General features: G+C 73.6%; 8 protein-coding genes and 1 pseudogene. 5 read left to right on the forward strand and 4 right to left on the reverse strand.

Features of this window, described 5'->3' with window-relative positions; all coding sequences use genetic code 11:
* Nucleotides 1–399: 399 nt before the first annotated feature.
* From lanKC to OOZ19_RS26875, 4 genes are all read left to right on the forward strand, one after another.
* Nucleotides 400–2,961 carry a class III lanthionine synthetase LanKC gene (gene lanKC, locus OOZ19_RS26860; protein WP_266092953.1) on the forward strand — a complete coding sequence of 854 codons (2,562 nt, stop codon included), beginning with the start codon at nt 400–402 and terminating at the stop codon, nt 2,959–2,961.
* 89 nt (nt 2,962–3,050) lie between these two features.
* Nucleotides 3,051–3,194: a SapB/AmfS family lanthipeptide gene (locus tag OOZ19_RS26865; RefSeq protein WP_266092954.1), complete on the forward strand. Its 144-nt coding sequence runs from the start codon at nt 3,051–3,053 to the stop codon at nt 3,192–3,194.
* 450 nt (nt 3,195–3,644) lie between these two features.
* Nucleotides 3,645–5,309, forward strand: coding sequence for an ABC transporter ATP-binding protein (locus OOZ19_RS26870; RefSeq protein WP_266092955.1), 1,665 nt, complete (start codon nt 3,645–3,647; stop codon nt 5,307–5,309).
* Nucleotides 5,306–7,009 carry an ATP-binding cassette domain-containing protein gene (locus tag OOZ19_RS26875; RefSeq protein ID WP_266092956.1) on the forward strand — a complete coding sequence of 568 codons (1,704 nt, stop codon included), beginning with the start codon at nt 5,306–5,308 and terminating at the stop codon, nt 7,007–7,009. Before OOZ19_RS26870 ends, OOZ19_RS26875 begins: the two co-directional genes overlap by 4 nt.
* Nucleotides 7,010–7,198: 189 nt before the next feature.
* Here the strand turns inward: OOZ19_RS26875 and OOZ19_RS26880 are convergent.
* From OOZ19_RS26880 to OOZ19_RS26895, 4 genes and pseudogenes are all read right to left on the reverse strand, one after another.
* Nucleotides 7,199–7,315 (reverse strand): annotated as a pseudogene (locus OOZ19_RS26880) (RNA polymerase subunit sigma); the annotation flags it as partial.
* 113 nt (nt 7,316–7,428) lie between these two features.
* The gene (locus OOZ19_RS26885; RefSeq protein WP_266092957.1) at nt 7,429–8,484 is read right to left on the reverse strand and encodes a glycosyltransferase family 4 protein; all 1,056 of its coding nucleotides are present in this window, start codon (nt 8,482–8,484) and stop codon (nt 7,429–7,431) included.
* Entirely contained in the window at nt 8,481–10,994 is a 2,514-nt protein-coding gene (locus OOZ19_RS26890; RefSeq protein WP_266092958.1) for a glycosyltransferase, read from the reverse strand. The genes OOZ19_RS26885 and OOZ19_RS26890 overlap by 4 nt, the downstream gene beginning before the upstream one ends.
* 423 nt (nt 10,995–11,417) lie before the next feature.
* Nucleotides 11,418–12,365 (reverse strand): glycosyltransferase family 2 protein, encoded by a 948-nt coding sequence (locus OOZ19_RS26895; RefSeq protein ID WP_266092959.1) that lies wholly within the window; start codon nt 12,363–12,365, stop codon nt 11,418–11,420.
* A gap of 486 nt (nt 12,366–12,851) precedes the next feature.
* Between OOZ19_RS26895 and OOZ19_RS26900 the strand changes: the two genes are divergently transcribed.
* The gene (locus OOZ19_RS26900; protein ID WP_266092960.1) at nt 12,852–13,955 is read left to right on the forward strand and encodes a glycosyltransferase family 4 protein; all 1,104 of its coding nucleotides are present in this window, start codon (nt 12,852–12,854) and stop codon (nt 13,953–13,955) included.
* The last annotated feature ends 27 nt before the right edge of the window (nt 13,956–13,982 follow it).

A 13,982-nucleotide genomic window follows, 5' to 3' on the forward strand; every position in this document is an offset into this window, starting at 1 on the left:
CACGCGTTGCACTGATGCATGGATGTGCAGTCTTGGAGTGGCACGTGCACTTTTGAGATGTGTTGTCCGCTTTCTCGTGTACGCATTGTTGCGGGTTCGGTGTTCCTGGTATTCGTGCATTCGATTCGGCCGGTGCGAGTTCTGGCTGAACCGTTTCTCCTGGGAAGGCGGCCGTTACGGGCGAACGGGTGATTCGCGGTGGCCTCCGATTTGGCGTTTCGCGTTCTACCTCGCGGTAACGAGACCTAAGTAGTCACTCGTTGAGTCCAGTGCGATCACCGGTTCGGCGGGTTGGCATTTTCCGGTGGCCATGAGGAAATTTCATGGCGACCGGCGAAGTGTCGTGCCGATCGGGTTGTCGCGGAAAAGTCATGATCGTTGCTCGGTGAAAGGTCTGCCATGGATCTCCGGTATGAAGCATTCTGCTTCGCCGATCCGCTCTTCTACGATGAGCAGAACGGCTCTTCCGGTGATTCCGGCGGCCGAGGTGAATACGCGCGGCTGCTGGCGGTTCCCGAAGGTTCGAGCTGGCGGGACGGTTCGCTCGGGATCTGGCGGATGCTGCGACCGCAGGGCGTCGAACTGCCGGAACAGGGCTGGAAGGTGCACGTCTCGGCGACGATCGACAATGCGGAACGAGTGCTGCGCGTCGTCGGCGACCATTGTCTGCGCAATCGGGTCGCGTTCAAGCACCTGCGCGATCAGGCCGTGCTTCTGGTGCGGAACTCGAAATACGCGCCGCGCTCCGGCAGCGGAAAGTTCATCACCGCGTACCCGGTGGACGACGATCACCTGCGGACCATTCTCGTCGAGCTCTCCGCGGCGCTCGCCGGTGAACCCGGCCCTTACATTCTGAGCGATCTCCGCTACGGCGCCGGCCCGCTCTACGTTCGATTCGGCGGATTCGAGCAGCGGTGGGCGGAACTCGGCGGAAGCCGGGTGCCCGCCGTGGAACGACCCGACGGCGTGCTCGTTCCCGACGTGCGCGGACCGGGATTCTCCGTGCCCGAGTGGGTGCGGCTGCCGGAGTTCCTCGAACCGCACCTGGCGGCCCGCAAGAACGGCGACCCGGCGCAATTGCCGTACCGGGTGACCTCCTCGCTGCACTTCTCCAACGGCGGCGGCGTCTACCGCGCGACCAGGGAATCCGACGGTGCCGACGTGGTGCTCAAGGAGGCCCGCCCGCACGCGGGGCTGGACCGCGACGGCACCGACGCGCCGGCCCGGCTGCGCCGCGAGCACGAAGTGCTGCGGCACCTCAGCGGCATCGAAGGCGTCCCCGAGGCGCACGAGCTGTTCCCGGTGTGGGAGCACACCTTCCTCGCGATGGAACCGATGCCAGGACGGTCGTTGGGCTCGTGGCTGGCCCGGAACTACCCGCTGACCCGGCGGCACGTCACCGCCGGCGAGCTCGCCCGCTACGCGGACCGCGCGCTGGCGCTGCTGGACCGGGTGCGGGACCTGATCGACCAGGTGCACGGGCGCGGCGTGGTGTTCGGGGACCTGCACCCGCTGAACGTGCTGGTCGACGAGGACGACTCGGTCGCGCTGGTGGACTTCGAGATGGCCTCGCTCGACTTGGCCCCGCCGCGCCCCGCGCTCGGCGCCCCCGGATTCCGCGCGCCGCCCGGCACCACCGGGCCGGACGTCGACCGGCACGCGCTGGCCGCGCTCGCGCTGTGGCTGTTCCTGCCGCTGAACCCGCTGCTGGAACTGGCTCCCGGCAAGCTCGACGCGCTCATCACCGTCGTGCGCCGGCGCTTCGACCTGCCCGCCGAATACGGCGAAGCGCTGCGCGAACGGCTGCTGCCCGACGGCGCCGCGTCCGCGACCACCGAACTGGACCAGCGCGCGCCGGACTGGGGCATCGTCCGCAAAGGATTCGCCGAAGGCGTGCTCGGCACCGCCACGCCCGAGCGCAGCGACCGGCTGTTCCCCGGCGACATCGAGCAATTCCGGGTCGGCGGCACCGGATTCGCCTACGGCGCGGCCGGTGTGCTGCACGCGTTGGACGTGGCCGGTGCCGGGCGCTACCCGGAGCACGAGCAGTGGCTGATCGACGCGGTGCGCCGCACGCCGCCGCAACGTCCCGGCCTGCTCGACGGCGCGCACGGCACCGCCCACGTGCTGGAGAACCTGGGGCACGGGGAAGTCGCGCTGGAACTGCTCGACGCCGCCGCGGGCCTCGCCGAACGCACCGAGGACCACGGTTACGCCGGTGGTCTCGCCGGGATCGCGCTGAACCTGCTGCACTTCGCGCACCGGCGCGACGACGGCGAATTCCTGCGCCGCGCGTTGAACATCGGCGACCGGCTCGCGACGGCGCTGCCCGCGGCGCCGCCGCCGGGCGAGGTCGGCCGGGCCGGGCTGCTCGACGGCTGGGCGGGACCGGCGCTGCTGTTCACCCACCTCCACGACGTCACCGGCGAGCGGAGCTGGCTGGACCTCGCCGACCGGGCGCTGCTGCGGGACCTCGACGAATGCGTGCGGGCCGACGACGGCGGCCTGCAGGTCCGCGACGGCGGAGCCCGCACGCTGCCCTACGCGGGGGTGGGCAGCGCGGGCATCGCCTTGGTGGCCGAGGAACTCGCGCGGCGCCACCCGGAGGCCGAATGCCTGCGGTGGCAAGGGGACCTGCTCTCCGCCTGCCTCGGCGAGTTCGTCATCCACCCCGGCCTGCTGTTCGGCCGCTGCGGCCTGCTCGCGGCGCTGGCTGCGGCGCACCGCCGCAGCCCCGATCCCGGGTGGGCGGACGCGATCGGCGTCCACCTCGCGGCGCTGGGCGTCCATGCGCTGCCGATCGGCGACGGCGGCATCGCGATGCCCGGCAACCAGCTGCTGCGGCTCTCGACGGACGTCGCCACCGGCGGAGCGGGGGTGCTCGGAACCGTCGCCGCCGTGCTCGACGGGCACGGCCGGGTGCTGCCGTTCTTCGGCGCCGAGCCGGGGACGCCGCACTGAGAACCGTGCCGCGCGCAGCGGGCGCGGCACCCACGAACCCCGGGCGGAACACCGTCCGGACAGCGAGGAAAACGATGAAGGGAACGACCATGGAGATGGTTCTTCAGCTGCAGGAGCTCGACGCGCACGACGCCTCGTTCGGCGGTGGCGACGGCGGTGGCGACAACGGCAGCAACCTGAGCCTGCTGGCAGCTTGTGCGAACAGCACGGTCAGCGTGCTCACCTGCAACTGAGCCTGAGCGTGGGAGCGGCGCAGTCCAAGTGCGCCGCTCCCACGTGGAGCTTGGCACGCCAGCGCCCTCCCACCCATGCGGCGGGTGGCGCAATCCCGGCACGGGCGCACGGCACCGGACCTCCGCGGACGGCTCCGCGCATTGCGGACCACTCGCGAGATCGAACACCCCGGGTGACGCGCGACCCGGAGCCGGTGAGCCCCGGGCCCGCTCCGTGTGCGCCGCCCCGATGGGGAACCCGTTTCCGCTGGTGGACTGCGATTCCTCACGACTGCGCGCGGGGGCGGGTGAAGTTCCCGACGCCGGAGGTGGTGCGGAGAGCGGCCGTGGAAGAGGCCGGTGGGATGGGAACGAGACCGTGAGCGGGGATCAGGTGACAGGTGCGGTGAAACGATCACCTCCGGCGTGTTCCCGCGGCACGGAGCACGCGCCCGGTGCGCGGGACGACTGATGGTGAACGAGGACCACGTGCTGCTGTCGGCCGTGCGGGCGCGGCGCTGGGCGGTGGTGCTGCTCGCGCTGACCGCGCTGGCGGCCACCGGGTGCGCGCTGCTGGTGCCGCAGGCGCTGGCGAGGGCCGTCGACGCCGTCGTCTCGGGGGGCGGCGGCGCCGTCGGTCCCGTGCTGGTGCTGCTGGCGCTGGGCGGCGGCGGCGTGTTCGCCCGGGTGGCCGCGACGCTGCTGTCGGCGCGGATCACCGCCGCCACCACGGTCCGGCTGCGGACGAACCTCGCCGGTCACCTGGTGCGCATCGGGCACCGCGGCCCGTTCGCGGCGGGCGACTCGGTCAGCCGCATCACCGGCGATTGCGCGGGCGCGGGCCAGATCACCGCGACCCTCGTGGAGATCATCACCGCCGCGCTGCTGTCGGCGGGCGCCCTCGTCGCGCTCGCGCTGCTGGACTGGCGGATCGCGCTGGTCTACCTGGTGACGTTGCCGCCCGCGCTGCTGCTGGCCCGGTCGCACGTGCGCAGCACCGCCGCGGACCTGCTGGCCTACCAGGAGGCCTCCGGCGAGCTGGGCGCGCGGCTGCTCGACGCCGTCACGGGGCTGCGCACCATCGCCGCCGCCGGAGTCGCCGAGCAGGAGGTGCACCGGGTGCTGCGCCCGCTGGACCGGCTGGGCGCGGCCGGTGCCGGGACGTGGCGCACGCAGGCCCGGATGATGTGGCGAGCCGGGCTGCTGCTGCCGCTGGTGCAGATCGGAGTGCTCGGCGCCGCGGGCGTCGGCGTGCTCGGCGGTCGGCTCAGCGTCGGCGACGTGCTCGCCGCGCTCGGCTACGCCACCGCGGGCATGGGGATCCTCCGGCAGTCCGCGCTGTTCACCGCCCTGTCGCGCGCCCGATCCTGCGCGGTGCGGATCACCGAAGTGCACCGGACGAGCCCGGACCCGGTCGGCGCGCGGCCGTTGCCGTCCGGTCCGGGGGAGGTGCGGGTGAGCGGCGTCGCGGTGCGCGGCGCGCTCACCGGGATCGACCTGCTGATCCCCGCGGGCACCATCGTGGCCGTGGCCGGACGTTCCGGATCCGGCAAGTCCACGTTCGCCGAAGTGCTCGGCGGTCTGCGCCCGCCCGACCGGGGCCGGGTGCTGCTCGACGGGGTGCCGCTGCCGGAGCTCGATCCGGCCGCGCTGCGCGGTGCCGTCGGCATCGCCTTCGCACGACCGGTGCTGCTCGGCCGTACCGTGGCGACCGCGGTGTCCTACGGCGCCGACGGAGTCGACGTGGCGGCGGCCTGCCGCGCCGCGCAAGTGCACGACCTGGTGACCCGGTTGCCCGACGGCTACCTCACCCGGCTCGCCGACGCGCCGCTGTCCGGCGGCGAGGCGCAACGCCTCGGGCTGGCCCGAGCGCTGGCCCGGCAGCCGCGGCTGCTGGTGCTCGACGACGCGACGGCCGGTCTCGACACCGTCACCGAAGCCCGCGCCGAACGCGCGATGGCCGCCGCGCTGCCCGGCCGGACCCGGATCGTCGTCACCAACCGGGCGGGCACCGCCCGCCGCGCGGACCTCGTGGTGTGGCTCGACGACGGCCGGATCCGTGGCACCGCCCCGCACGACGAGCTGTGGGCGGACCCGGACTACCGCGCGGTGTTCGCGGAAGGAGCCACGTGGTGAGCGTCGCCGCCGACTACCGGCGTGCCCTCGCCGGGCACTGGCGCGGCTGGACGGTGCTGCTGGCCTGCTCCGCGTTGGAGGCGCTGCCCGCGCTGCTGTCCGGCACGTTCGTGCGCAACGCCGTCGACGACGGGTTCGCCGCGGGCAGGCTCGACGTCGGCGCGGCCTGGCTGCTCACGTTCGCCGCCGCCGCCGTGCTCGGCGCCGCCGGAGTCCGGTTCGTGTGGCGGCGCATCGGCGTCATCGTGGAACCGCTGCGGGACTCGCTGGTGCGCCGGGTGGTGCGCGACGTGCTGCACGAGACCGCACCGCCGCGCGGCGGGCCGGACGCGGCGGGCGTCGCGCGGATCACCCAGCACGTCGAGATCGTGCGGGACGCGACGGCGGGATTGCTGGTGCAGGCCCGCGGACTGCTCGTCACGGTCGCCGCCGCGCTCGCCGGTGTGGCCGCGCTGGACCCGCTGCTGCTGTGGCCGGTGGCCCCGCCGGTGCTGCTGGCGGTGGTGCTGTTCTGCGGGTTGCTGCCCGCGCTCGCCCGCAGCCAGCGGGCGCTCGCCCTCGCCGACGAGCGCACCGCGGCGGAAGCGGGCGCGGTGCTCACCGGGCTGCGCGACGTCGTCGCCTGCGGCGCGCAGGACGTGGCGACCAGCACCGTGCGCGCCGCGATCGACGAGCAGGCGCGGGCCACCATCCGGATGTCCACGGCGACCGCGCTGCGCACCCTGATCATCGGTGGCGGCGGACTGCTGCCCGTGGTGCTGGTGCTGGCGATCACCCCGGCGGCGGTGGCGGACGGGCGCCTCACCGCGGGCACCGTGCTGGGTGCGCTGGTGTACGTGACCGCGACCTTGCAGCCCGCGCTGCACGGACTGGCCGCGACCACCGGATCGGTGCTGCTGCGGCTGATGGTGGCGCTCAACCGGCTCGGCGAGATCAGCCCCGGCACCGAACCGGACCGGCCCCGGGGCGCACCGCGCGGCGAGGACGTCGACGCGCGCGGCCTGACGCACCGCTGGGGCGACCACGCCGAACCGGTGCTGCGGGGCCTCGACCTCGGCCTGCGGCCGGGCGATCACCTCGCCGTCGTCGGCCCCAGCGGCATCGGCAAGTCCACGCTCGCCGGGCTGCTCACCGGCACCAGCGCGCCGACCGGAGGCGAAGTGCGCGTCGGCGGTGTCCCCGTCGCCGAGCTCGATCCGGCGCGGCGGCACCGGCTCATCGCCTTCACCCCGCAGGAGACGTACCTGTTCGCCGGGACGGTGCGCGAGAACCTGGCGCTGCTCGGCCCCGCGGCCACCGACGACCACCTGCTGGCGGCGGCCACCGCCGTCGGCGCCGGAGACCTCGTGCGCGAGCTCGGCGGCCTGGACGGGCCGATCCGGCACGGCGGGGAGGGGCTGTCCGCGGGCGGGCGGCAGCTGCTGGCGCTGGCCCGGGTCCACGCGAGCGAGGCGCGGATCGTGGTGCTCGACGAGGCCGCCGCGCACCTCGACGGTCCGTCGGAGGCCCGCGCCGAACGCGCCTTCGCCGCGCGCGGCGGAGTGCTGGTGGTGATCGCGCACCGGCTCGCCTCGGCGCGGCGCGCGAACCGGGTGCTGCTGCTCGACGGCGACGGCGCCCGGCTCGGCACCCACGCCGACCTACTGGCGGACTCGACGTCCTACGCCGAACTCATGCTGGCCTGGGACGGCGAGAGCTGATCGTCCGCTCGCGGTGGCCTGCGCAGGTGTCCGGGTGGCGGCGGCCTCCTCGCCGCGGGATCGACTTCGCGAGCGGCTCTGCCGCACACGTCGTCCTCGCGCGAAGGACGCCGAGAACCCGCCGCGGTGCCGGTGTCCCGGGCGGTCGCTGCTCAGCGGGTTCGCCGCTGGCGAGACACGGATCGACGATCATCGGCGCTGGGCGTTGAGGCAGTCGCGGAGTCGGATCAGGCCGTCCCGCAGGCGGGTCTTCACAGTGGACGCCGGTGCCGTCAGGCGTTGCGCCGCTTCCCCGTAGGTCAGGCCGCACGAAAGGATTTCTCCGCCGAGCGGTGGGAGCCGCTCGCCGCGGGGTGACCACGGCACGGTTAGCGGATCCGGTGGTCACGGTCCGGAGAACCCGCGGCACCGGCCGTGCATCACCGGGCGCGTTCGTAGGCCCGCAGCGTCGCCTCCGCGCAGCCGCGCCAGGTGAAGCCCGCCGCGTGCGCCCGGCGGGCGGTGGCCGCGGCGGGATCGCCGGGTGCGGTGCGCTCCAGCGCGGCGCGCAGGGCGTCCGGATCGCCGTAGGGCACGAAATCGGCCAACCCGCCCGTGACCTCCCGCAGCACCGGCAGGTCCGAGCACACCACCGGAACCCCGCACGCCAGCGCCTCCAGCGCGGGCAGCCCGAAGCCCTCGTCCCGCGAGGGCAGTACCAGCGCCCGCGCCCCGGCCACGACGCTGCGCAGTTCCCGCTCCGGCAAGTACCCGGTGCGCAGCACGTTGCGCACCTGCCGCGCCTCACCCGGACCGACGATCACCAGCGGCGGCAACCGCCGATCGTGGCCGCGCAGCAGCACGTCGACGCCCTTGCGGGGGCCTTCGGCGCCGACGAAGACGAAGTAGTCGTCCGGCAGGCCCAGCCGGTGCAGGTCGGCGCCCGGCGGGATCGCCTCGAACCACTCCGGATCCACCCCGAGCGGAGTGACGACGATGCCCTGGCGCGCCACGCCGAACCGGTCCGCGACGGTGTCGGCGACCGCTGCGCTGGGCGTGCACACCACCGCCGCTCGCCGCACCGAGGACCGCACCAGCTCGGCGAAACCGGGTTCGGCGACCTCCTCCGGCGCGTCCAGGAACGCCAGGTCGTGCACCGTCACCACGCCGCCCGCGCAGAGTGCGGGCGGCAGCACGAAGTTCGTGCCGTGCACCACGTCGGACCTGCCTGCCAGGAACTCCACCGGCGGGAACGGCAGCCGCGACCACGCCGCCCGCACCGCCCGCGCCGGCACCGGAAGACCCGCGGCCCGCACGCCCGGCGGCACCGCCCCGCGCAACGCCCGCCAACCCCGCGCGGTGAACCCGATCGCTCGCACGTCCACATCGGACATCCGGCCGAGCTCGGCGCTCAACGAGGCCGTGTAGCGGCCGATCCCGGTCCGACTGCCCAACAGCGGAGTGCCGTCGAGCAGGACCCGCAGCCGGCTGCTCACCGCTTGCGCAGCCGATCGCCCGCCAGCCTGCGCAACCGGCCGCCCGCCCGCTTCGCGACCTCGAGCGGGCCGCCCGCGTCCAAGTACTCCCGCAGCAGCGCCACATCGCGGCGCACCGCCTCCACCCGGTCCGGCGTCTGCGTCCGGGTCAGCGGACTCGCGGCGCTCAGCCGGTCCGCCGCGGGACGCGGATCGCGGCAGAACTCCGTGAGCGGCGCCAGCACCGACTCCCAGGTGAACCGATCCCGCACCACCTCGATGCGCTCCCGGCAGGACGCGGCGAACTCCGCGTCGTAGAGCACCTTCTCCAACGCCGCCGCCAACGCCTCCGGATCCTCCGCGGGCACGACCACGCCCAGACCCTCCTGGCGCACCAGGTCGGCGAACGAGTCGCCGTCGGTGGTCACCACCGGCAGCCCCGACCACAGGTAGTCCAGCACCCGGGTGCGGAACGCGAACGTCGTCTCCACGTGCTCGAAGTGCGAGGTGACACCGCAATCGGCGTCCAGCAGGTAGTTCTGCCGCTGCGCGTAGGGAACCCACGTCTCGTTGAAGAAGACGTGCTTGCCGGTCAAGCCCAACCTGCTCGACAGGTGCCGGGTCCGGTCGGCCATGCCCATCTCCGGCACGTCCGGATTCGGGTGCTTCATGCCCAGGAAGAACAACCGGATGTCGTGGTGGCGCTGCGCCACCTGGGACACCGCGTGCAGCAGCGTCAGCGGATCGAACCAGCTGTACACGCCACCGGCCCACAGCACGACCTTGTCGTCGGCGTCGACGCCCGGCTGCGCGCCCTTGATCGCGGGGGCGGTGCGGCGCGGCGCCACCGAGGACAAGCCGAACGGCACCACCTCCAGCAACGACCGCACCGTCGGATCCGTGTCGTAGAGGCCCGGCGTCAACCGGCCCAGCGAAGCCAGGTGCCCCAACCAGAAGTGCCGCTGCCGCTCCGAGGCGCACAGGAAGAAATCACCGCGCCGCAACTGCGCGTTCAGCACCTTCGTCACGCCCCGCAGATCGGCGGCGCGGCGCTCGTCGTCGGTGTCGCGACCCTGCTCCAGCAGCTCCAGGTGCATCGGGTCGTACACGTCGCAGACCACGATCTTCGTCGAGTCGGCGTGCTTGAGCGCGGGCACCATCTCCAGCACGTGCCCCTGCACGATCACGATGTCGGCCCAGTCCACGTGCGCGCCGAGCTCCCGCGGTTTCGCCGCCACCACCGGGAACACCGACTCCGGCGGGTTCACGTGCGCGTTCACGCTCACCAGCCGCACGTCGTGCTCGGCGCTGAGCACCTCCGCCATGTGCCAGGCGCGGATCGCCGGGCCCGCCATCCGCTCCGCCACCGCGTCCCCGGTGAGCACCGCGATCGTGCGGGGCCGCCCGAACACCTCGTCCAAGCCGAACGCCTCGACCAGCACCTCGTGCGCGGCCAGGTAGCGCGGCAGCGGGTAGGCGGGCTCCATCGCCTTGCGCATCAGCGGGACCAGGTCGGCATCGGTGCGCACCCGGGCCGCCTGCTCGACCTCGCGGGCCTCCTTCAACTGCGGCAGCAGCTCCACGAACTGGTCGATCGCCAGCATCCCCGCCAGCGCGTCCCGCGAGATCGGCACGTCGTCGTCGAAGTCCGGCCCTTCCGGGCGCCGCGCCATCTCCAGTTGCCGCGCGTCGACGTCGCCGCGCGCCGTGGCCCGGCGGATCGCCAGCGCCATCGCCGCGGGCAGCACCTTCGCCAGCGTCTCGTCCGAGACGTTCTTGTAGAGCGCGGCCAGCGCGTTGCGCTCCAGCAGGAAGTTCTCCCGCGCCGAGGACACCTCCGCCATCGACGCGTGGTGGCGGTGGAAGGTCAGCGATCGCGGCTCGTAGCGCACCCGCCAGCCGCGCAGGTTCAGCCGCCAGCCCAGGTCCACGTCCTCGTAGAACATGAAGAAGCGCTCGTCGAAACCGCCCAGCGCCGCGAACAGCTCCGCGCGCACGAACAGCGCCGAGCCGGTGCCGAACAGCACGTCCCGCGGCGCGTCGTGCCCACCGTCGTCCGGTTCGCCCGCGTGCCGCTTGTAGCCCATGCCGAACCAGGTGAGCCCGCCGTCGACGAAGTCGACGAGCTCGCCCTCCCAGTCCAGGACCTTGCTGGCCACCGCGCCCACCGTCGGCTCCGCGCGCAGCACCGCCACCGCCGCCCGCACCCAGTCGCGGGCGGGCCGGGCGTCGTTGTTCAAGAACGCCAGCACCTGGCCGGACGCGGACCGCGCACCCAGGTTGCAGCCCTCGGCGAAACCCAGGTTGGCGCCCGGATCCAGGACGGTGACCTGCGGGAGTCCTTGGCGGATGCGCGCCGCCTCGTCGTCGCCGGGGGAGTTGTCGACGCAGATCAGTTCCAGCCGGTCCGCCGGGTAGTCCAGCTCGTCGCGCACCGCGCGCAGGCAGGTGATCGTGTCGTCCGCGCCGCGGTAGTTGACCACGATCACGGAGACGGCAGGCAGTGCCGCGGACTCGGAGGTAACAGCCACCCCCTAAGCGTGCCCTATCCCCGCGCACCGAATGCACACAGTCCGCGAATCCGCCCAATCCCGGCACCCCGCGCGAACACCACCGGAGTGAACGGCCTGTTTGTCCAGTCCGGTTGGTCGAAGGGTCCGTTCACCTGGGGACGGTTGTGCGTCGGCTCTGGTGGGAGTGAGTGAACGGCCTGTTTGTCCAGTCTGGTTGGTCGAAGGGTCCGTTCACCTGGGGACGGTTGTGCGTCGGCTCTGGTGGGAGTGAGTGAACGGCCCGTTTGTCCAGTCCGGTTGGGCGAACGGTCCGTTCACCGCTACCGACTCGTCGGTCGGTGTGGGCGGAGGGGCAGGGCTGGAGTGAGTGAACGGCCTGTTCGTCCAGTCCCGGTTGGTCGAACGGTCCGTTCACCCGGTTCGGCGGGGCCGTGCCGGTGGTCAGCGGCCGGACCAGCGGGTCCACAGCGCGGTTCGGCCGAGCGCCGTCGGTGAGCGGCGGGCGCGCAGCGCGGCCGGGGCCATCGCGACGACCTCCGCGAGCACCCGCAGCCGCAGCACGAGGCGGAAGTTCACCGGCGGGACCGGGGCTCCGCGCAGGCGGCGAAGCGGCAGCACCGAGGTCAGCGCGGCGAAGCGGACCAGCTCGGCCGCCGCGATCCGGGCCGGGGCGCAGCGCAGGAGCATCAGCAGCCGGTTGCGCTCGTTCCACCGGTGGAACCGCGGCGACCCGGGGCGAGTGCTGGCGCCGTGCAGGTGCACGACTCCCGCTCCGGGCACGAACACGACCCGGCCGCCGCCGAGCCGCAGCCGCCACGCGGTGTCGGTGTCCTCGTAGTAGCAGAAGAACCGCTCCGGGACGCCGCCCGCGGCGCGGAGTTCCGCGGTCCGAAGCAGCGCCGCGCCGCCGCAGAACCCGAACACCTCTTCGGCGGCTCCCGCTCCGCCGGCCGGACGATCGGTGATGTCCGCTCCGTGCCCGTCGGAGGTGAGGCGCACCCCGGCGGACTGGAGTTCGCCGTCCGGCGTGCGCATCGCGGAGGCCGCCGCCCACGCGCCGCGATCCGCGTCGAGCGCGTCCTCCAGCGCTGCGAGCCAGCCCGGTTCCGGTGCGGCGTCGTCGTTGAGCCAGGCCACGAACGGCGTCTCGGCCCGGTGCAGTGCCGCCGCGATGCCGCCGGCGTAGCCGAGGTTCCGGGGCAGCCGCAGCACTTCCGGTTCCGACGGGTGCCGGGCGAGCAGCTCGGCGCTGCCGTCGTCGGAGGCGTTGTCCACCACCACAGTCCGATGTGGACGGTCGAGTGCGGCGACCGCGTCCAGGCACGCGGAGAGGTGCGCTCGTCCGCGCCACGTCACCACCACGACCGTGCTGCGCACACCGCCCCGCATCCGAACCGCCCCTCGGCGAGCACCGCCACGCCGAACCCGACATCGCCCGAGCCCGCCGCGGCGACCTCGCCGGAACCCTAGCCCGCTCCACCTCGGAACCGTCCCGCTGTCCACACCCGGCGACGCCCGCGCCGCGCCGCGAGCGAGGTGAACGGACCGTTCGCCCAATCCGGCTGGACGAACGGTCCGTTCACCCCCTCCCTGCTCCCCGCGCGGCGGCCGAACAGTCCACGACCCCGTCCGGCAGCCCTGCAGCTGTGGACGGATCGCGTCGCTGTGGACAACTCGCGCAACCTCGCGAGACAGTGCGAACCGCATACCCGCGGAACGTCTCCGAAAACCGCGCTTGAGCTGGTGAAACGCCCCGCTCTGCCTCGGCGGTCGGCTCGCGAAATCGCGGTCGGGCGGGAGTCGAGTCGATCTTGAGGGGAGCGCAGGGGTGCTGACCTGGTGAGAAGGGCGGAAGCCGGTGGTTAAGGTGAGCACGTGCCTGAACTGGTGGTGATCGCGGAGCAGCTCGTCGCCGCAGTGCCCGGCGGGACGGGCCGCTACACCCGCGAACTGCTGGCGGCGTTGGCCGCGACAGCCCCCGACGGCTGGGAGGTCACCGCCGCGATCAGCCGCACCGGTGACCCCGGCCGAGCCGCCGTCGACGGCGTCGGCGCCCCGAAAGTCCTGCCGCTGCCGCGCACAGCCCTGATCGCGGCGTGGGAACGCGGCGTCCCGCTGTGGCCCGGCGGTGACTCGGTGCACGCCATGACCCCGCTCGCCCCGCCGCGCAAACGAGGCCGCGGACTCGTGGTCACGGTGCACGACACCGTGCCGTGGACGCACCCGGAGACGCTCACCCCGCGCGGAGCCACCTGGCACCGCCGCGCCATCGGCCGCGCCGCGCGGGACGCGGACACGATCGTCGTGCCGACCGAGGCCGTCGCCGCCGACCTCGCCAGCCGGACCCCGGTGCGCGCCGCGATCCAGGTCGTCGGGGAAGGGGTGTCCCCGGCGTTGCTGGCGGAGCCCGAACCGGACCACGCGCGGATCGTCGCCGCGACGCTGCCGCCGCGCTTTCTGCTGATCATCGGCACCATCGAACCGCGCAAGGGCCACGAGCACCTCATCCAGGCGCTGGCCCGGCCCGAAGCGCCCGCGATCCCGCTGGTGATCGCCGGCGAACCGGGCTGGGGCGATGTGGATCCGCTGCGCCTCGCCGAGCGGCACGGACTGCCCGTCGAGCGGGTGCGGGTGCTGCGCCAGGTCGGCGACGCCGAACTCGCGGTGCTGCTGCGCCACGCCACCGCGCTCGTCGCGCCCAGCCTCGCCGAGGGCTTCGGGTTGCCGCTGATCGAGGCGATGGCCGTCGGCACGCCCGTGGTGCACTCCGACGTTCCGGCGCTGGTGGAGGTCGCCGGAACGGCGGGTCTCGCGGTGCGGCGAGCCGACCCGCGTGCGCTCGCCCGCGCCCTGCGCATCGTCGTCGACGACCCGGATCAGCGCGCCAAGCTGGCCGAGGCCGGACCTCGCCGCGCGGAGCACTTCAGCTGGGGCCGCGCCGCCCGCGACGTGTGGCGGGCGCACCTCGGCCGAACGTGAACCGGATTTGCGGAACCCACCACGATC

Origin of the sequence: Saccharopolyspora sp. NFXS83 (genome assembly GCF_026241095.1) — a bacterium.
Classification (GTDB): Bacteria; Actinomycetota; Actinomycetes; order Mycobacteriales; family Pseudonocardiaceae; genus Saccharopolyspora_C.

Bases quoted from the DNA above. Each gene is read 5' to 3' on its own strand.
- OOZ19_RS26865 (WP_266092954.1), top strand. From the start codon at position 3,051: ATGGAGATGGTTCTTCAGCTGCAGGAGCTCGACGCGCACGACGCCTCG.
- OOZ19_RS26870 (WP_266092955.1), top strand. From the start codon at position 3,645: ATGGTGAACGAGGACCACGTGCTGCTGTCGGCCGTGCGGGCGCGGCGC.
- lanKC (WP_266092953.1), top strand. From the start codon at position 400: ATGGATCTCCGGTATGAAGCATTCTGCTTCGCCGATCCGCTCTTCTAC.
- OOZ19_RS26895 (WP_266092959.1), bottom strand. From the start codon at position 12,365: ATGCGGGGCGGTGTGCGCAGCACGGTCGTGGTGGTGACGTGGCGCGGA.